Here is a 14,976-nt window from a genome sequence, read left to right as displayed (position 1 = left end):
CGAGCAAGCTCGGCTCCTACAAAAGCCAGCGCCTGCATAAGTCCGCCCCCTGGAAGGGGCGGACAGCAGGTCCGATCAGTAGCGGTAAGCGTGCGGCTTGAACGGGCCTTCGACGGTAACGCCGATGTAGTCAGCCTGTTGCTTGGTCAGTTGAGTGACCACGCCGCCGAAACCGCGGACCATTTCCAGGGCCACTTCTTCGTCGAGTTTTTTCGGCAGTACTTCAACCGTCAGACGCTCGGCTTTTTGGGCTGGCGACAGGTCGGCGTACTTCTGGCCGAACAGGAAGATCTGCGCCAATACCTGGTTGGCGAACGAACCGTCCATGATCCGGCTTGGGTGGCCAGTGGCGTTGCCCAGGTTAACCAGACGGCCTTCGGCCAGCAGGATCAGATAGTCGTCGTTCTGTGGGTCGAAATCACCCGCGCCAGTACGGTGAACTTTGTGAACCTGTGGCTTCACTTCTTCCCATGCCCAGTTTTTGCGCATGAAAGCGGTGTCGATTTCGTTGTCGAAGTGGCCGATGTTGCAGACAACAGCGCGCTTCTTCAGGGCTTTGAGCATGTTCGAGTCGCAAACATTGACGTTGCCGGTTGTAGTCACGATCAGGTCGATCTTGCCCAGCAGTGCGGTGTCGATGCTGGCGGCAGTGCCGTCATTGATCCCGTCGATGAACGGCGAAACCAGTTCGAAACCGTCCATGCAGGCTTGCATGGCGCAGATCGGGTCGACTTCGGAAACCTTGACGATCATGCCTTCCTGACGCAGGGACTGCGAAGAGCCCTTGCCCACGTCACCGTAGCCGATGACCAGCGCTTGCTTGCCGGACAGCAGGTGGTCGGTGCCGCGCTTGATCGCATCGTTCAGGCTGTGACGGCAGCCGTACTTGTTGTCGTTCTTGCTCTTGGTTACCGAGTCGTTGACGTTGATGGCCGGGATTTTCAGTTCGCCCTTGGCCAGCATGTCCAGCAGGCGGTGAACGCCTGTGGTGGTTTCTTCGGTAACGCCGTGGACGCGGTCCAGGATCGCCGGGTACTTCTTGTGCAGCAGCTCGGTCAGGTCGCCGCCGTCGTCGAGGATCATGTTGGCATCCCACGGCTGGCCATCCTTGAGGATGGTCTGCTCCAGGCACCACTCGTACTCTTCTTCAGTCTCGCCTTTCCAGGCGAAAACCGGGATACCGGCAGCAGCGATTGCGGCAGCGGCCTGGTCTTGAGTCGAGAAAATGTTGCAGGACGACCAGCGTACTTCGGCACCCAGGGCAACCAGGGTTTCGATCAGCACGGCAGTCTGAATGGTCATGTGGATGCAGCCGAGGATTTTTGCGCCTTTGAGCGGCTGCTCACCAGCGTACTTGCGACGCAGACCCATCAGAGCCGGCATTTCTGATTCGGCGATGATGGTTTCGCGACGGCCCCAGGCAGCCAGGGACATGTCGGCGACTTTGTAGTCGTTAAAATCTGCAGGCGTGATTACAGCGCTCATGAAGAGCCTCCATTCGTAAATATGCGAATGGGCGCCGTTGTGCGTTAAGTGTTCGTGCAGGGAGCCCCGTACAAACAACGCCCCATCCGAGCCTGACAGGTTAAAACCTGCTGCAGCGCCCCTCGGACAGGTGGCGGGAAAACGGTATCAAGTGGATATGACCGTTTTGAAACGGTGGCGATTATAGCCGTGTGCGCGGGACTTCCCAAGGCTTTCTGTCGGCCGATGTTCGAACGGTAATCGAGACCATAGTCGTTGCTTAATAGAGGTCGGCGCTTCGGTCTGCCATGATGGTCAGCATCAATCGGCAGGACGGTCAGGAGTGAGCATGAATTTCCACACCCGCAAATGGGTAAAACCCGAAGACCTTAACCCCAACGGCACGCTGTTCGGTGGCAGCCTGTTGCGCTGGATCGACGAGGAAGCGGCGATCTACGCCATCGTCCAGCTGGGCAACCAGCGCGTGGTCACCAAGTACATTTCCGAAATCAACTTTGTCAGCGCCTCGCGTCAGGGCGACATCATCGAACTGGGTATCACCGCGACCGAGTTCGGTCGCACCTCGATCACCCTGACTTGCGAAGTGCGCAACAAAATCACCCGCAAAAGCATCCTTACGGTCGAGAAAATGGTTTTCGTGAATCTCGGTGAAGATGGTTTGCCGGCACCCCATGGCCAGACCGAGATCAAGTACGTGAAGGATCAGTTCAAGGAAGACGCGCCTGTCGAGTAACGTGAGGCTTCTGTAGGAGCAGCCGGTCGACGCTCGATTGCTCGCGATAGCGCGATTCGTCGCGCCAGAGATACCGTGTCGTATTCATCGCGGGCAAGTCGGATCGCCGCACCGCTCGCTCCTACGCGGAAACATTGACCGCAGCCGCGCTGCGACGTTGCAGATAGATGAAGAAAAGCGCTGTGAGCACGGTAAGACCGCTGACCAGTGCTCCGGTCCAGGGTAGGTCGGCGAGGTCGGTGCCGCTGGCTACCACCAAACCACCAATCCAGGCGCCGGCGGCATTGCCGAGGTTGAAGGCGCTTTGGTTCAGGGTTGAGCCGAGGTTCGGCGCTTCATGGGCCTGGTCGATGATCAGTAGTTGCAGGATCGGGCACAGGGCGAAGGCGAACACCCCCCATAGCACCAGCGTGATGGCCGCCGGGATCACTGAGTGGCTGGTCTGGCTGAACGCGGCCAGTACAACCATCACTGCTAAAGCCATACCTACCAATGACGGCAGCAAGCGGCTGTCTGCCAGGCGACCACCGAGCATACTGCCTGCGGTCAGGCCAACGCCAAATAACAGCAACATGATGGTGACGCCGTGGGGGCTGACACCCGTGATGTCCTGCAGGATCGGTGCGATGTAGGTGAAGACGCTGAACAAACTGGTGGATGCCAGCACGCTCATGCCCAGCGCCAACAGCACATTGGCCTTGCCGAGTACTTTGAACTCGCTGGCCAGATTGGCTTTGTCCATGGCGATTTCCTTTGGCAGCCAGACCCATTGGGCAATGGCCGCAATGACTCCGATCACCGAGACTGCCCAGAAGGTCGAACGCCAACCGGCGTATTGTCCGAGAGCCGTCCCCAGTGGCACGCCGAGCACATTGGCCAGGGTCAGGCCAGTGAACATCATGGCAATCGCCTGAGCCCGCTTGTTCGGCGCCACCAGTCCGGCGGCGACCACCGAGCCGATGCCGAAGAACGCGCCATGGCACAGGGCGGTGATCACCCGTGCGGCCATCAAGGTCGTGTAGTTCGGCGACAAAGCGCAGAGGATATTGCCGAGGATGAACATCAAGGTCATGCCCAGCAGTGTGGCCTTGCGCGGCATGTTGGCGGTGCCGATCGCCAGGATCGGTGCGCCGAACACCACGCCTAAGGCGTAGCCGGTGATCAGCAGGCCCGCGTCGGGAATGCTGACGCCAAGGTCTCTGGCGACATCGGGCAGCAAGCCCATGATGACGAATTCAGTGGTGCCGATGCCGAAAGCGGCAACAGCCAGTGCAAGCAAGGCGAGTGGCATGCGCAGGGTCTCTGTCTGTAGTCTTGACGCTCTGATCAGGCATACGCATGCCGACTACCGTCTCTGTTGGATTGGATAGCAGCAAAAATTATTGGAATAGGTATGTGCGCAACTGAGTGCGGCGTGGTCGGTTGCAGTATAAACAGCTGCTGACATATGGCGAATCAAATCTCTTAAACCGGACAAGGAGGGTGCCGTGCTTGCGACGGCTCTGGTGTTGGTGGCGGCGCTGTTGCACGCGGCTTGGAATACGCTGATCAAGTTCAGTGGCGAGCGGCTGTTGGTGGTGGCTTGCATGGACAGCGTGGCGATGCTCTTCGTTGCGCTGATGCTGAGTTTCGTGTCTCTTCCCCCGGTCGAAATCTGGCCGTGGATCCTCGCTTCTGCGGCGTTCGAGTTGCTCTATCGCTACCTGCTGATTCAGGCCTACCGGGTCGGCGATCTGGGGCTGGTCTACCCGTTGATGCGCGGATTGTCGCCACTGGTGGTGCTGGCCTTGACCCTGATCTTTGCCGGTGAAGTGCTGAGTAATCAGCAGATCTTCGGCATCCTGTTGATCCCGTGCGGCATGCTTTGTCTGCTTTGGCACGGTGGAGGCGGCGAACGTTTGCCGTGGTCGATGTTGCCGGTGGTCGCGTTGATCGGTTTGTGTATCGGCTGCTACACCTTCATCGATGGGCAGGCCTTGCGGCGCTGGTCGCACCCGTTGGATTACCTGGTGTGGGTGACATTGCTCAGTGCCTGGCCGTTTCCTTTGCTGGCACTGGTGCGTAAGCGTCCTGCTTTCATGTTGTTCTGGCGCAAACAATGGCGGCTGGGGTTGAGCGTCGGGTTCTGCGTATTGTTCAGCTACGCTTTGGTGCTCTGGGCCATGCAATTGGGCTCGATTGCCGAAGCGGCGGCACTGCGCGAGATCAGTGTGATTCTGGTGGTGCTGTTTGGTATGCGCTACTTGAAAGAACCTTTCGGCCGGCCGCGGCTCTTAGCCTGTGGGCTGGTGTTGGTCGGCATGCTCGTGATGAAGTTTTAAGCTGGATCTCAATAGAACGCTAATAAAGGAATCTGCAATGACTGTTGCCCTGTGGTGTGTATTGATCGCGATTTTTTTGCCATACCTGTGCACCGCCATCGCCAAAATCGGGGGTAAGTTCGGGCTTCGGGATAATCATGATCCGCGAGACTTTCTTGAATCCCTCGACGGGTTTGCCAGGCGTGCCCACTGGGCCCAGCTGAACAGTTTTGAAGTGACCCCGGCGTTTGCTGCCGCGGTGGTCATCGCGCATCTGGCCGGCAACGCTGAACTGGTCACCATCAACGTGCTGGCAGTGCTGTTCATTACCAGCCGCTTGCTCTACATCATCTGCTATCTGGCCGACTGGGCGATCTTGCGTTCGCTGGTGTGGTTTGTGGGTATGGGGCTGATTGCCAGTTTCTTTTTTGTGTCGATTTGAGGATCAAGATCAAAGGATCGTCCGAACGCGGCCCGAACCTGCGGCAGCTCCTACAGGTGTACGCAATACCGTGTAGGAGCTGCCGCAGGCTGCGATCTTTTGCTTTAAGGTTTGTCGGCCACCTGCGGGAGTTGCGGCAACGCCGTGCCTTTCGGCCACAGCATCCAGATCTGCCCCTGCTGTTTCATATCCCCAGCCAATTGCCCTGCCGCATCACCTGTGCCCCAGAACAGATCCGCACGGACTTCGCCGGTAATTGCGCCGCCGGTGTCCTGAGCCGCCACTGGACGAACCAGTCCGGTACCGTCAGGTCGTGTGGTTGATAGCCACAGCAAACTGCCCAGCGGGATCACCTTGCGGTCTACCGCAACGCTGTAGCCTGCGGTCAGCGGCACGTTGAGCGAGCCGCGCGGGCCTTCATTGCTGTCCGGGTTACGATTGAAAAACACATAGCTGGGGTTGCTGCCAAGCAGTTCAGGAATCCGCGTTGGATGCGCCTTGGCCCAGGCGCTGATGGCGCCCATGGTCACGTCTTCTTTTTTGAGTTCGCCCTGGTCTACCAGCCAGCGACCGATCGGCCGATACGGGTGACCATTCTGATCGGCATAGCCGATACGCAACTGACGACCGTCTTCCAGTTGAATGCGACCTGAGCCCTGAATCTGCAAAAATTGCAGGTTCATCGGGTCGGTCAGCCAGGCAATGACCGGCGCCTTGACGCCCTTGGCATCAATGGCTGCGGCATCGTCATAGGGCTTGAGTACGCGACCTTCGAGCCGGCCTCGCAAGCGCTTGCCTTTGAGCTCCGGGTAAATACTGTCGAGCGCTACGATGATCATGTCGTCGGGCACACCATAGACGGGCACCATTGCTTGCGTCGTCTGGGCCAGGCTGCCCGGATAGACCGGTTCGTAATAGCCGGTGATCAAGCCGTTACCACTGCCATTGGCAGAGCGCAGACCATAGACATCCAGATGTTCTTTGAGAAAACCATGGATATCGCCAGGCGTCTGCGGCACGTTTGCAGCTGCCGCGCAGGTGGTGGCCCAGATCGGGTCGGCCTTGAGTCGGGTGCAGGCACTGCGCCAGGAACCGAAACCGGCCAGCAAATCATTGTCGGAAACGGTGGGCAGTGCATCCCAGGTTGCACTGGCGTAGGTGGCGAGAGCATGTGTTTTCGGCTTTGTGTTGTCGCCACCGGAGCAACCTGCAAGCAGGGCGACCATCGGTAGAGTCCAGGTCAGGCTTCGACGCCATGCCTTGAAATTGCTGTTCATTCGGTACTTCCTTTGCCGGTTGCCCAAGCGCTTGAAGCGTTCAAACAACCCGTATTGTTAATAGGGCTATTGGTCTTTGCGGATGACGCGAGGATACTGGCCGCCGTTTCCCGTGACCTGAAGCCACCATGACTCTTAAAAGACTCTCTGTTGTATTGCTGGCCTGCATGACGCTGTCCGCCTGCGGTGGTGTCGATCCGAACTCGCCGCTGGGTCAGCGCAAGGCGATCTTCAAGCAAATGCTCAAGACCGGCGAAGACCTGGGCGGCATGTTGCGTGGGCGCATTCCCTTCGACGGACCGCGCTTTGCCGAGGGAGCTGTGAAACTGGACAGCTTGTCCCATGAGCCATGGAAGCATTTTCCGCAGGTCAAGGAAGAAGATCACACCAGCGCCAAGGACAATGTCTGGCAGCAACAGGCACGCTTTCAGGAGCTGGCCCGCACGCTGGAAGCTGCCACCGGTGAGCTGGTGATTACCAGCAAAGTTCAGCCTTACAAGGTCAGTAACCTGGGCCCTGCGGTGCAGAAAGTCGAAGACGCTTGTAGCGCGTGCCATAAACAGTTTCGTGATCATTGAGTGACTAAAAAGATCGTCCGAACGCGGCCCGAGCCATCGGCAGCTCCTACAGGTGTACGCAATACATTGTAGGAGCTGCCGCAGGCTGCAATCTTGGCGATCCAGAGTGCGCTACTTATCCAGCTCGTTCAGTGCGTCCTGCAGTTCTTTGCGGGACGTGGCGAGTTTGTCTTTGAGTTTGTTGATCTTCTCGGAGTCGCCCTTGTTCATGGCTTTCTCGAGGTCGGTCTGACGGCGGCTGACTTCGTGCTTGGCATCGAGCACTTTGTTTTCCCGTTCTTTTTTCAAAGAAGCGTCGGTGCAATGGGCAGTAACTTCACTCAGGGCTTTTTCAAGACCCGCCTGCTGATCACTGTTGCCCTGGACTTTAGCCTGTTCGATTTGGGTGCTGATGGCCTGACGTTTAGCCGCACAACCAGTGAGTTCCGGGATTTCTTCAGCGGCCAGCAGAGGGGCGGCCAGCAGACTGCAAACAGTGAACAGGGCGAGCGGTGACAAAAAACTCATAAAGGCTCCGTGAAAAAAAGATCGCTATCAGGTTGGCATGCAGATGCGCTGTTGGCGCCTATCTGCACCTTCGGGTTCAAAACTGCCGGGACTAGAAACCATCAATCCCGGCAGCGCGTAATTCTTCACTCAAGGCCAGTACCTGCGGGTCGCGGAAAAACGCGCTCAATTGCGCGGCGCGTCCCGGACCGATCCCAGCCTCGGTTTGCCATTGTTCGGTGCTTCTTGCTGCCAGCGTCTGCCATGGGCCGGCGAGGTTGGCAACAGCTGTCGGCGGCAGGCCCAAGGCTTTCAGCCAGCGTTCAAAAGGGCGTTGCCTGGCGTTGTGCAAGCTACTGAGTAGGCGGGCGCTGCTGCGCTCGCCGAAGCCGTCAATGTTAGCAAGCTCTTGCGCATCGAGGGTCAACCAATCGAGCAGGTTGTTGATGCGCCCGGCGCTGATCAGTTTTTCCCATGTGCCGGGGCCAATATGTTGCAACGCCAGCCCCTGTTTGCCACTTAGCCAGGTCAAGCGTGCCAGGAACTGGCTCTCACATCCCGCCACAGGCTGCCAGCAACTCAGGTGATGAAAGTCCTCCGCTTGCGGTGCGACTATCTCCGCGCGATTCGCGCTGCGCAAAACGACGCTGTCGAGGCGGGGAATGGTCAAGCCTGCCAGGCTGATTGCGACTTGATCGCCGGGACGGATGTCCAGCGCCTGCCAGCGTTGCAGTGAGCTGACACTCACGCGTTTGATCTGTCTGTCATCCAGCGTCAGTGGCTTGAGCTCCAGCACCGGAGTGATTCGTCCGGTGCGGCCGATCTTGAAGTTGAGCTTGCGCACCTCCGCCAACGCTTGGGCAAACGGGTATTTCCAGGCGGCACTCCAATAAGGTGTTTTGGCCTGCCAGCGTTGTGCGGGTGGGCGCTGACTCTGGCGCAGCACCACACCGTCGCTGGCAAACGGCAGGGGCGTGCGATACCAGTGCTCGCGCCATTGTTCTGCCTCGGCGAAGCTCGTAACCGGCTGGCTGTAATGTGCGACTTGCGTAAAACCCAGCGCCGTCAAACCGGCCAGCCGTTCGGGTAGAGTGGCCGGGCCTTGCGGCCAATCCCAGACAAACAGCCCGATGCCATCAGCCTCGGCAGCACTGAGTTCTTTGCGTGCCATCAACCCGGCAACGGTGCTACGGGCGTTGAGGCTGCCGGCCTTGGCTTGCACATGGTCGGTGAGGCGCCAATAGAGTTCGCCTTGAAGCAGCAGATCGACAGCGTGCGGCAGGTGCTCAGGGATGGCGTCGATCTTGCGGGCCGAGGCTGTCCAGTCTTGCCCCTGGACACCGTCTCCGCGACTGATCGCCTGATGCAGCCGGCCCAGGCGGTACACCAGCGTCACTGCCACGCCATCGACTTTCGGCTGAACCCATACATCGTTGCGGCTCTTGAGCCAGGCTTCGACGGCGCGGCTGTCGGCGAGTTTGTCCAGGCCGGTATGCGGGACGGGATGGACAATGGGACCACTTGCTGTGCGCAAAGGATTGTTCGATGGCTCGTGTGTCAGAGGGAGGCACGCACGCCATTGGGTGAGTCGGGCGCGGGACTGATCGTAAATCTCGTCGGCGACCAGAGAGCGACCTTGCCGGTGGTAGCTGTCGTCCCAGCGATCGATTTGCTGTTGCAGGGTGGTGATTTCGTCTAGATAGCGGGTGGAGGGCCGGTCTGGGCAGGTATTCGCGTTGGCGCTCAGGTAATAGAGGGTCAGCCATAAACCGATTATCAGGCGCAGAGTGGGCAGCATCGTGAGCATCCTTGCTCGGGTGGGGGGTGCTTAAGGCTAGGTCGGGATTGACGATGGCGCGGGACGGGTATTTTGCTGGGTGTGTCGACTGGCAAATCGCGGACGCGCCTCGCCACATTGATCGCTAGGCCAAAGAATCTACCGGACACAAAAAAGCCCCGCAGGGCGAACCGTGCGGGGCTTTTGGTGCAGCTGAGGAGCGATTACAAGCCGGCAGCAGCGCGCAGTGCGTCGACGCGGTCGGTTTTTTCCCAGGTGAACGTGGTGAAGGTGTCGTCGCCGACGGTCTTGACTTCTGGCGTACGACCGAAGTGGCCGTAGGCTGCGGTTTCCTGGTACATCGGGTGCAGCAGGTCGAGCATGGTGGTGATTGCGTATGGACGCAGATCGAAGCACTCACGGACCAGGTTGATGATTTTCTCGTCGCTGATCTTGCCGGTGCCGAAGGTGTTCAACGAGATCGAAGTCGGCTGAGCGACGCCGATGGCGTAGGAAACCTGAATCTCGCAACGCTCGGCCAGGCCGGCGGCGACGATGTTCTTGGCCACGTAACGACCGGCGTAGGCGGCAGAACGGTCAACCTTCGATGGATCTTTACCGGAGAACGCACCACCGCCGTGACGGGCCATGCCGCCGTAGGTGTCGACGATGATCTTGCGACCGGTCAGGCCGCAGTCGCCCACCGGGCCACCGATGATGAAGTTGCCGGTTGGGTTGATGTGGAACTGGGTGTCTTTGTGCAGCAGCTCGGCTGGCAGCACGTGCTTGACGATCAGCTCCATCACGCCTTCGCGCAGGTCTTTGTAAGACACTTCCGGGTTGTGCTGAGTCGACAGCACGATCGCGTCGATGCCCACGACCTTGCCGTTTTCGTAACGGCAAGTGACCTGGGATTTGGCGTCTGGACGCAGCCACGGCAGCAGACCTGATTTGCGGGCTTCGGCCTGGCGCTGCACCAACTGGTGAGAGAAGGTAATCGGCGCTGGCATCAGTACGTCGGTTTCGTTGCTGGCGTATCCGAACATCAGGCCCTGGTCACCGGCGCCTTGATCTTCTGGCTTGCTGCGGTCAACGCCCTGGGCGATGTCTACCGACTGCTTGCCGATGATGTTCATCACCGCGCAGGTCGCGCCGTCGAAGCCGACGTCGGAGCTGTCGTAACCGATGTCGATGATGACTTTACGGACGATGTCTTCGAGGTCAACCCAGGCCGAAGTGGTGACTTCGCCAGCGATGATCGCTACGCCGGTTTTCACCAGAGTCTCGCACGCCACACGGGCGAACTTGTCTTCAGCAATGATGGCGTCCAGCACCGCATCAGAAATCTGGTCGGCGATTTTGTCCGGATGCCCTTCAGACACGGACTCGGAGGTGAAAAGGGAGTATTCGCTCATCTCGATGTTTCCTGAGTTTACCGATGGTGAGTGTCGCCAGCCGGTCGCTGAAAGTGGCGGACCTGGATCTGGAAACCATTACGTAAGCCTACATAGAGGCTTTCCCCGGGAACGAGTCCCGCAGCGGTGGCCCAACGGGCCAAATCGTCCTGTTCAAAACCCAACCAAAGATCACCGCAGGCCTCCTTGGCCCAACTTTGGTTGTGGCTACACAACTCTGTCACTAACAGGCTACCGCCTGGTTGCAGCAATTTGGCCATGTGCTTGAGCGCCTCGGCCGGTGCCGCGAAATGGTGCAGCACCATGTTCAGCACCACGCAATCGGCTTGAAGGCTCACGCCATTCAATGCATCGGCCAATTGCAGGCTGACGTTAGTCAGTGATTCACGCTCACAGACCTGGCGCGCCAGTTCAAGCATCGCCGGGCTGTTGTCCAGCGCAGTGACCTGGCTGAAACGTTGTGCCAGCTCCGGCAGAAAACCGCCGTCGCCGGGGCCAACTTCAATGGCGGTGGCGGCGCTGTCGAAACTCAACTTGTCCAGCAGCGCCAGCACGCTTTCGCGGTACTGCGCCAAGCCGGCGATCAAGTCTTGCTGGGCGCGAAACTTTTCCGCGACCCGTGAGAAGAAGTCCTGGCTGGCCGCGGCCCGTTGTCCATGGACCTGACCGATCCGCGACTGCACGTCGGCAGGCAGGGTCAGGTTATCCACTTCATCGAGCAGGGCTGAGTGCAGTTTGCCGCCCAGCAACTCAGTATGGGGCAGGGCGCGGCGGTAGAAAATCGCGTTGCCTTCGCGACGGGTCGCCACCAGGTCAGCCTGGGCCAGCACTTTCAAGTGATGGCTCATGCCGGATTGGCCGATGGCGAAGATCTGCGCCAACTCCAGTACGCCGAACGAATCGTTGGCCAGCGCACGCAATACATTCAGTCGTAACGGATCGCCGCCGGCTTTGCACAGGGCAGCCAGCTCGTCAGATTCGTCATGGCGAATGGAAGGCACGCGTAGGTTCATAGGGGTGGCAGTCTAGTGAGGGTGCGAAATCCTCGCAAGAGCAATATCAAAAAGTTTTGATATTGCTCGATAAATGGCACTTTCCGAGGCTGGGTTCACTCTGCAAACGAATAGCAGAATGGTTTCACCAAGAGATTGGGCCTTTATCCACAGGAAAAAGTCGCCTGAGTGACTATCTGTCATTGCCCCAAGGCTGTCCGCTGGGGGAAAATGCTCGCCTTTTTTCCGTTTCGTTTTATTTAGCCCCCCAGGAGATCAGCGATGCCCAGCCGTCGTGAGCGTGCCAACGCCATTCGTGCCCTCAGCATGGATGCCGTGCAAAAAGCCAACAGCGGCCATCCCGGTGCCCCTATGGGTATGGCGGATATCGCCGAAGTACTTTGGCGTGACTTCCTCAAGCACAACCCGAGCAATCCATCGTTTGCCGACCGTGACCGGTTCATCATGTCCAACGGTCACGGCTCGATGTTGATCTACTCGCTGCTGCACCTGACCGGCTACGACCTGTCGATCGATGACCTGAAAAACTTCCGTCAACTGCACAGCCGCACCCCGGGCCACCCGGAATACGGCTACACCCCGGGCGTTGAAACCACCACTGGCCCGCTGGGTCAGGGGCTGGCTAACGCCGTCGGTTTCGCCTTGGCGGAAAAAGTTCTGGCGGCGCAGTTCAACCGCCCTGGCCACAACGTTGTCGACCACCACACCTACGTGTTCCTGGGTGATGGCTGCATGATGGAAGGCATTTCCCACGAAGTCAGCTCCCTGGCCGGTACGTTGGGCCTGGGCAAACTGATTGCCTTCTATGATGACAACGGCATCTCCATCGACGGCGAAGTCGAGGGCTGGTTCACCGACGACACCCCTAAGCGTTTCGAAGCTTATAACTGGCAAGTGATCCGCAATGTCGATGGTCACGACCCGGAAGAAATCAAAACCGCGATCGAAACTGCACGCAAAAGCGAGCAACCGACGCTGATCTGCTGCAAAACCACCATCGGCTTCGGTTCGCCGAACAAGCAGGGCAAGGAAGACTGCCACGGCGCCCCACTGGGCGACGCGGAAATCGCTCTGACCCGCACTGCGCTGAAGTGGAACTACGGCCCATTCGAAATCCCGGCTGACATCTATGCCGAGTGGGATGCCAAAGAAACTGGCGCTGCTGCCGAAGCCGAGTGGGATCAGCGTTTCGCGGCTTACTCTGCTGAATTCCCTGAGCTGGCCAACGAACTGATCCGTCGTCTGAGCGGTGAATTGCCGGCTGACTTCTCCGAGAAGGCTGCGGCCTACATCGCTGAAGTGGCGGCCAAAGGCGAAACCATCGCCAGCCGTAAAGCCAGCCAGAATGCGTTGAATGCATTTGGGCCGCTGCTGCCAGAACTGCTGGGCGGCTCCGCTGACCTCGCCGGTTCCAACCTGACCCTGTGGAAAGGCTGCAAAGGCGTCAGCGCTGAAGACGCCAGCGGCAACTACATGTACTACGGCGTTCGCGAGTTCGGCATGAGCGCGATCATGAACGGCGTGACTCTGCACGGCGGTCTGGTGCCTTACGGCGCGACCTTCCTGATGTTCATGGAATACGCCCGCAACGCAGTGCGCATGTCCGCTTTGATGAAGAAGCGCGTGATCTACGTCTACACCCACGACTCGATCGGTCTGGGCGAAGACGGCCCGACTCACCAGCCGATCGAGCAACTGTCCAGCCTGCGCTGCACGCCGAACCTCGACACCTGGCGTCCAGCTGATGCCGTTGAATCGGCTGTGGCCTGGAAATGCGCGCTGGAGCGTGACGACGGTCCGTCGGCACTGATCTTCTCCCGTCAGAACCTGCAGCACCAAACCCGTGACGCGGTGCAGATCGAGCTGATCAACCGTGGTGGCTACGTGCTCAAGGACTGCGCAGGCGAGCCTGAACTGATCCTGATCGCGACCGGTTCTGAAGTGGGTCTGGCGGTTCAAGCCTTCGACAAGCTGACTGAACAAGGCCGCAAGGTGCGCGTGGTTTCCATGCCATGCACCAGCGTCTTCGATGCTCAGGATGCCGGCTACAAGCAAGCAGTTCTGCCGTTGCAGGTCAGCGCCCGTATCGCCATCGAAGCCGCTCACGTGGACTACTGGTACAAGTACGTGGGCCTGGAAGGTCGCGTCATCGGCATGACCACCTACGGCGAGTCGGCGCCTGCGCCAGCCTTGTTCGAAGAATTCGGTTTCACCCTGGAAAACATCCTGGGTCAGGCTGAAGAGTTGCTGGAAGACTAAGTCCAACAGTTGCGTTGTCCGGGCTGACGTCTTCGCGAGCAGGCTCGCTCCCACCAGGATTTTCACCGACCCTGTGGGAGCGAGCCTGCTCGCGAAAGCGTCGGTCCGGCCAACATTGCAATGACGGTTTCACCACGGTAATCGAGAACTCCATGCCTCAACCGCGTCCCTACAAAGTTGCACTCAACGGCTACGGCCGGATTGGTCGTTGCGTCTTGCGTGCTTTGTTCGAGCGAGGGGCGGCTGCCGGGTTTGAAATTGTTGCAATTAACGATCTGGCTGACATGGCCAGCATCGAATACCTGACACGCTTCGACTCCACCCACGGGCGTTTTCCCGGTGAGGTAAAGGTCGACGGCGATTGTCTGCATATTAATGGCAACTGCGTGAAGGTCCTGCGCAGTGCCACCCCCGAAGGCATCGACTGGGCCGCGCTCGGTGTCGATCTAGTGCTCGAATGCTCTGGCGCCTACCACACCCGGGTCGACGGCCAGCGCTTCCTGGATGCCGGCGCGCCACGGGTGCTGTTCTCCCAGCCGATGGCCAGCGAGTCGGATGTTGACGCCACCATCGTCTACGGCGTCAATCAGGATTGCCTGACTGGCGACGAGCTGCTGGTGTCCAACGCCTCCTGCACCACCAACTGCGGTGTGCCGCTGTTGCGTTTGCTGGATCAGGCCATCGGTCTGGAATACGTGTCGATCACCACCATTCACTCGGCGATGAACGATCAGCCGGTGATCGACGCCTATCACCACGAAGACCTGCGCCGCACCCGTTCGGCGTTTCAGTCGGTGATTCCGGTGTCAACCGGTCTGGCTCGTGGCATCGAACGACTGCTGCCGGAACTTGCCGGGCGAATTCAGGCCAAAGCAGTGCGGGTGCCGACGGTTAACGTGTCTTGCCTGGATATCACCATGCAAACCGTCAGCGATACCGACGCCACCGAGGTCAACCGGATTCTGCGCGAGGCCGCCACCCGCGGCCCGCTCAAAGGCCTTCTGGCTTATACCGAGTTGCCTCACGCCAGTTGTGACTTCAATCATGACCCTCATTCGGCGATTGTCGATGCCAGTCAGACCCGCGTTTCCGGCCCTCGGCTGGTGAACGTATTGGCCTGGTTCGACAATGAATGGGGTTTTGCCAACCGCATGCTCGACGTTGCAGGACATTACCTGCAAGTCGTCCACCAAAAACTGTAAACCAGGAAT

Annotated in this window: 13 protein-coding genes and 1 riboswitch; of the genes, 6 read left to right on the top strand and 7 right to left on the bottom strand. The window is 59.0% G+C overall.

The genetic code is table 11. The annotated features are described in order from the left end of the window. Window positions 1–75 precede the first annotated feature (75 nt). Complete coding sequence (ahcY, locus tag ACZYSM_RS03895; RefSeq protein WP_489069044.1) at window positions 76–1,485, bottom strand: adenosylhomocysteinase; 1,410 nt, start codon at window positions 1,483–1,485, stop codon at window positions 76–78. 22 nt (window positions 1,486–1,507) lie between these two features. Then, window positions 1,508–1,615: riboswitch (S-adenosyl-L-homocysteine riboswitch) on the bottom strand. A gap of 198 nt (window positions 1,616–1,813) precedes the next feature. Here ahcY and ACZYSM_RS03890 point away from each other — a divergent pair. Then, window positions 1,814–2,218 (top strand): acyl-CoA thioesterase, encoded by a 405-nt coding sequence (locus ACZYSM_RS03890; RefSeq protein ID WP_489069042.1) that lies wholly within the window; start codon window positions 1,814–1,816, stop codon window positions 2,216–2,218. 121 nt (window positions 2,219–2,339) lie between these two features. Here ACZYSM_RS03890 and ACZYSM_RS03885 read toward each other — a convergent pair whose 3' ends face one another. Continuing rightward, window positions 2,340–3,509: an MFS transporter gene (locus tag ACZYSM_RS03885; RefSeq protein ID WP_489069041.1), complete on the bottom strand. Its 1,170-nt coding sequence runs from the start codon at window positions 3,507–3,509 to the stop codon at window positions 2,340–2,342. 196 nt (window positions 3,510–3,705) lie between these two features. Here ACZYSM_RS03885 and ACZYSM_RS03880 point away from each other — a divergent pair, with 196 nt between their 5' ends. Together ACZYSM_RS03880 and ACZYSM_RS03875 are read left to right on the top strand one after the other, a co-directional pair. Further along, complete coding sequence (locus tag ACZYSM_RS03880; RefSeq protein ID WP_489069040.1) at window positions 3,706–4,539, top strand: EamA family transporter; 834 nt, start codon at window positions 3,706–3,708, stop codon at window positions 4,537–4,539. A 37-nt stretch (window positions 4,540–4,576) separates the two neighbouring features. Further along, the gene (locus ACZYSM_RS03875; protein ID WP_489069038.1) at window positions 4,577–4,960 is read left to right on the top strand and encodes an MAPEG family protein; all 384 of its coding nucleotides are present in this window, start codon (window positions 4,577–4,579) and stop codon (window positions 4,958–4,960) included. A gap of 104 nt (window positions 4,961–5,064) precedes the next feature. Here the strand turns inward: ACZYSM_RS03875 and mltA are convergent, their stop codons facing one another. Then, window positions 5,065–6,237 (bottom strand): murein transglycosylase A, encoded by a 1,173-nt coding sequence (gene mltA, locus ACZYSM_RS03870; protein ID WP_489069036.1) that lies wholly within the window; start codon window positions 6,235–6,237, stop codon window positions 5,065–5,067. Window positions 6,238–6,365: 128 nt separating this feature from the next. Between mltA and ACZYSM_RS03865 the strand changes: the two genes are divergently transcribed. Continuing rightward, a complete protein-coding gene (locus ACZYSM_RS03865; protein ID WP_489069034.1) occupies window positions 6,366–6,815 on the top strand; it encodes a c-type cytochrome in 450 nt (149 codons plus the stop codon). A 111-nt stretch (window positions 6,816–6,926) separates the two neighbouring features. Here ACZYSM_RS03865 and ACZYSM_RS03860 read toward each other — a convergent pair whose 3' ends face one another. The 4 genes from ACZYSM_RS03860 to ACZYSM_RS03845 form a co-directional block, all read right to left on the bottom strand. Continuing rightward, entirely contained in the window at window positions 6,927–7,322 is a 396-nt protein-coding gene (locus ACZYSM_RS03860) for a DUF1090 domain-containing protein (RefSeq protein WP_489069032.1), read from the bottom strand. 91 nt (window positions 7,323–7,413) lie between these two features. After that, the gene (ligB, locus tag ACZYSM_RS03855; RefSeq protein WP_489069030.1) at window positions 7,414–9,099 is read right to left on the bottom strand and encodes an NAD-dependent DNA ligase LigB; all 1,686 of its coding nucleotides are present in this window, start codon (window positions 9,097–9,099) and stop codon (window positions 7,414–7,416) included. A 203-nt stretch (window positions 9,100–9,302) separates the two neighbouring features. After that, window positions 9,303–10,493 (bottom strand): methionine adenosyltransferase, encoded by a 1,191-nt coding sequence (metK, locus tag ACZYSM_RS03850; RefSeq protein WP_489069028.1) that lies wholly within the window; start codon window positions 10,491–10,493, stop codon window positions 9,303–9,305. 17 nt (window positions 10,494–10,510) lie between these two features. Continuing rightward, on the bottom strand, window positions 10,511–11,506 hold the full coding sequence (locus ACZYSM_RS03845) for an ArsR/SmtB family transcription factor (RefSeq protein WP_489069026.1): 996 nt from the start codon (window positions 11,504–11,506) through the stop codon (window positions 10,511–10,513). Between the two features lie 261 nt (window positions 11,507–11,767). Between ACZYSM_RS03845 and tkt the strand changes: the two genes are divergently transcribed. Both tkt and epd read left to right on the top strand, forming a co-directional pair. Further along, entirely contained in the window at window positions 11,768–13,765 is a 1,998-nt protein-coding gene (tkt, locus tag ACZYSM_RS03840; RefSeq protein WP_489069024.1) for a transketolase, read from the top strand. A gap of 152 nt (window positions 13,766–13,917) precedes the next feature. Further along, window positions 13,918–14,967, top strand: a complete 1,050-nt coding sequence (gene epd, locus ACZYSM_RS03835; RefSeq protein ID WP_489069022.1) for an erythrose-4-phosphate dehydrogenase — start codon at window positions 13,918–13,920, stop codon at window positions 14,965–14,967. Window positions 14,968–14,976 lie beyond the last annotated feature (9 nt).

It is taken from the genome of Pseudomonas sp. F220 (genome assembly GCF_057813935.1).
Note: the sequence above shows the minus strand (reverse complement) of the source record. Positions and strands in the feature narration are given on the sequence as shown.